We start from the raw sequence: 3,890 nt of genomic DNA, 5'->3' as shown, positions 1-3,890 counted from the left end.
CGTTTAGGGTATGTGGAAGCATTTAGATTCTCGACTGAAATTCCGTTGTAATTAATCCAATTATTTCTTAAATTCAACCAATCAAAACCGGCTTTAATTCCCCAATAATGAGTATTAAAACTACCGATGGTGTCATTGGCAAAACTTGTATATTTTCCATTAACATGTTTAATCCAAGCATTATGAGGTTTTAAATCTGTTTTATCAAAATGGATTTCTCCAAGTCGCTGAACTAATGTTTCTGTATTTAATAAGTTGATTTGATAGATTGTGTTACTAAAACTTAGGCTACTTTCTGCCCCAGGCGTTAATTTGCCCTTACCATCGTCCTCATAAGGGAATAGATACCAGTTATTTACGTTCGAATCGTTGATAAAAACAACTTTTGAATCCGTAGGTCTTCCCAGAGTATATAGGTAGGCTCCCTTTTCAATGACAGCTTTAGGATGGCTAGGCTTTTTATCATCTGTAGGAACCGCTACATGATTATCTTCATTAAGTAATGAAAATACCGCCTTGTGATCCTCTTTTCCTCGACTTTCCACTAGTTGCAACACTTCTGTACCCGTAGATTTGGAATCTGCCATATTTTGGAAATGAATGCCATGTTCCCCTTCACTGCTAGACTTAATGGTGAGTTTGTCTGTATAACCTGAATAACCTGACCCCACATTGCCAGCCATACGGAATACACCGCCCGTTCCTGTTAGAGTATCCACAGTTAAGGAAAGCGGTACCTCTTTATCGCCAAATCGAACTTCTCCCGCATTAGATAGATCCAATCGATTGATGTTAGAATTGCCAGTCATTTCCCAATAATTATTACCACCATCTACTTTCACATTGATCGTACCTCTAGAGTTGATGTTAGACTTATCGATCGTTTCCCAATTATAATAAGCGCTATGTAAATCTGATGTTACTTTCACCCCGTTGTCTGCTTTACCAATGAAATTAGAGTCCTTAGTCAATAGGTTGATATCAACCGTTCCACCATTGGCGGCAAACACATTACCTACAATCGTAGTCTTATCCTTACCCGACACAGTAACACTTGTATTGGAACCTACAACAGAAATGGCAGAATGCCACTGATTTCCACGCGCATCTATGTTTAATTTTTTATTGAAAATAATAGTATTGGACGAAGTATCAGATGAAGTATCACTAGTGGCTTCAGAATCCGTTGTTGCAATCACACCTATTCTAGACAGCCAATTACCAGGCATAGCAATAGAGACATCACCATTGAAAGTGGTATTCGTTTTATTACGAGCATTGGAATGTATTTGAGAAATACCTATACCAATACCATACTCATGCTCGTACTCGGACTCGGACTTTATCTCTATGCTAGAACCGGCATCAGATAATAGCGTTGTCCCTTTCCCTAAATTAGCTTTCTTTTTCTCAATATATATACCATATCCTATACCAGTAGCTTTTGAATGGATAGTATTCTTACCTTTCCAATTAATTGAACTTTCAGCATTTTCATTAGAGTCCCCATCAGTATCTCTAGAAAGATAAATACCATAAGCCTCATTAGATTCCATTGTTAAATTAGTTTTATTTAACTCAAATGATGTTTTTCCCTGGTTTTCATTATAAATATAAATACCATATACTACATGATCGCTGTTAGATACTGTCTTCATATCAGTATTTTCAACTATTACTTCATTTTCACCACCATCAGAGTATGTTGTATAGATACCAATTGTAGAGTCCTTTCCTGTCGTAGAAATACTATTTTTATCACCAGATATTTTCAGTAGATTTTTCCCCTGTGACAAAGCAAACATACGAATGCCAGCTGTAGTCCCGTTGTTAAACGAACTAGTTGTCAAATCTGTATTCGCATTAAATTTAAATTCACTAACCCCTTTCTTTTTGGTCAGTGTAAATATATTATTTATAACATGATAGTTGTTGTCAGACGTGAAGCTATTGGTAACAGTAGATTTAAATGTCTTACCTTTTTTTGAATCTATATGAAGGTATCCATTCTCATTAGAATTATCCAAGAATGTTGCTCTTGTATCGGCATCAATAGATATAGTACTATCCACATTCCCATCAAAGCTGACAGAAGAACCCTCTGTAGGATCAATTTTATTTATTGATGAAGTTTCATCATTTCTGTTCTCCTGCTTATGGTCAAACCGAAAACCGACTATAGCTAAATCCTTAACAATCGATTTTGCCTCTAACTTTACATCATCATTAAACTTTAAATGAGTTTCCCCACCATCATTAGTTTGACTAGAATAAAGATTAAAATAACTGATAGGACCGGGTATTGAAAGTGGAGCACGATGAGTTTTGATGATACTGTTCATTTTCACTTTCTTTAGAAAGTTCACCGTTGATACAGGTTTGCTTATCTCATTAGGATTGCCTTTTGCTACCGCGTTAATCACATCATATAGCGGTGTATAAGCAAACGTGGAGAAATTTGCCTTTATATCAAAGTCAACATTTGAACCAAAATTCAAAATAGTTTCAGAGCGCTCTACCGATGATGCATTCGAATTATAAACATAAACTCCTTCCCCACTAGCCCACCAGGCATCATCTAGACGAATAAAATGAATAGTACCATCAGATGCAATCGTTGTTTCTGTAATTGGTTTTGTTCGATAATCTCCCTCAACAGTCATATTTTGACTATCTATAATTCTTATAGTTTTTCCATGACCATCATAAAAATCTTCATTCGATCCTAATACAGTGCCATCTGGATACGTATATTCGTACTTAATTTTTTTATCGTTATTTTCAATAATCTTCCCTCCATTCTTTTTTACTATATCAAGATCATCATTGATTTTTATGGTTTTCCAATTATTTCGAGTAACTACTGTATCCATCGTATACTCTTCAGCATTGCTCAATAATGATGTGAATATAAATGAACAAAGTAATATATTTGTATTTTTCATAACTTTTAATAAATATAAATTCTAGATGTAACCAAAGCCTTTCCGAAGAAAGGCTATTAACATAGAACGTAGAATGATTTATCTCAACTAGTCAAATTAGAAGCTGTATCTTAATCCTAAATTAACTTGCCAATCTTGTCTAATTAGATGTTTATTAGAACGCTGAACATCCAAGTAAATCTGTCTTCCTTTTTTCTTATTTTCATGGCTGATACCTACTCCGTAATTAAACCAATCATCCTTATTATTCATTTCTATTTTAGCTGTATTTAGATCATTAAGGACTGAGCCTAAAAATTCCTTATTATACATAAGCTTAATATAAGGGCTTAACACACTATCGCCATAAAAATCTAATCCGGCTCTAAATCCAATACGTCCAATTAAACTATTTGAATTTTTAGTCATTGATTTCAAACCATTTGAAGAATGAAGTGTATAATCATCTACAAATTGATAAATTAATTGCATTTCAGGTTGAATATAAAATGCTTTTTCCTTTTTCTGTAAAAGATAAGATCTTTTTCCAGTCTCAATAGATAATAAGTAAGAATTAATATTTGCATTATTTGATTTAATATTTTCATTAGAATAATTCACAATGTCGTATTTTCCTTTATACCACATCATCTTACCGACTAAATCAATGTAAATATCATTATTTTTATTTAACCAGGTAGAATAAATACCAATGCCTTTACCAGATATTTTTGTTTTACCTTCAAAACGTTTAGGGTATGTGGAAGCATTTAGATTCTCGACTGAAATTCCGTTGTAATTAATCCAATTATTTCTTAAATTCAACCAATCAAAACCGGCTTTAATTCCCCAATAATGAGTATTAAAACTACCGATGGTGTCATTGGCAAAACTTGTATATTTTCCATTAACATGTTTAATCCAAGCATTATGAGGTTTTAAATCTGTTTTATCAAAATGGATTTC

The 3,890-nt window shown here is 33.5% G+C and carries 2 protein-coding genes; both read right to left on the bottom strand.

The features are described from left to right. The coding region (locus DV417_RS09250) for a pertactin-like passenger domain-containing protein (protein ID WP_204628266.1) at positions 1 to 2,873 on the bottom strand (2,873 nt) is incomplete at its 3' end. Between the two features lie 168 nt (positions 2,874 to 3,041). Continuing rightward, the coding region (locus tag DV417_RS09245; RefSeq protein ID WP_118879468.1) for an autotransporter outer membrane beta-barrel domain-containing protein at positions 3,042 to 3,890 on the bottom strand (849 nt) is incomplete at its 5' end.

The organism is Haemophilus haemolyticus, assembly GCF_003490935.1.
In the GTDB taxonomy this organism is placed as follows: Bacteria; Pseudomonadota; Gammaproteobacteria; order Enterobacterales; family Pasteurellaceae; genus Haemophilus; species Haemophilus haemolyticus_M.
This window is presented reverse-complemented; position numbering and strand designations above follow the sequence as displayed.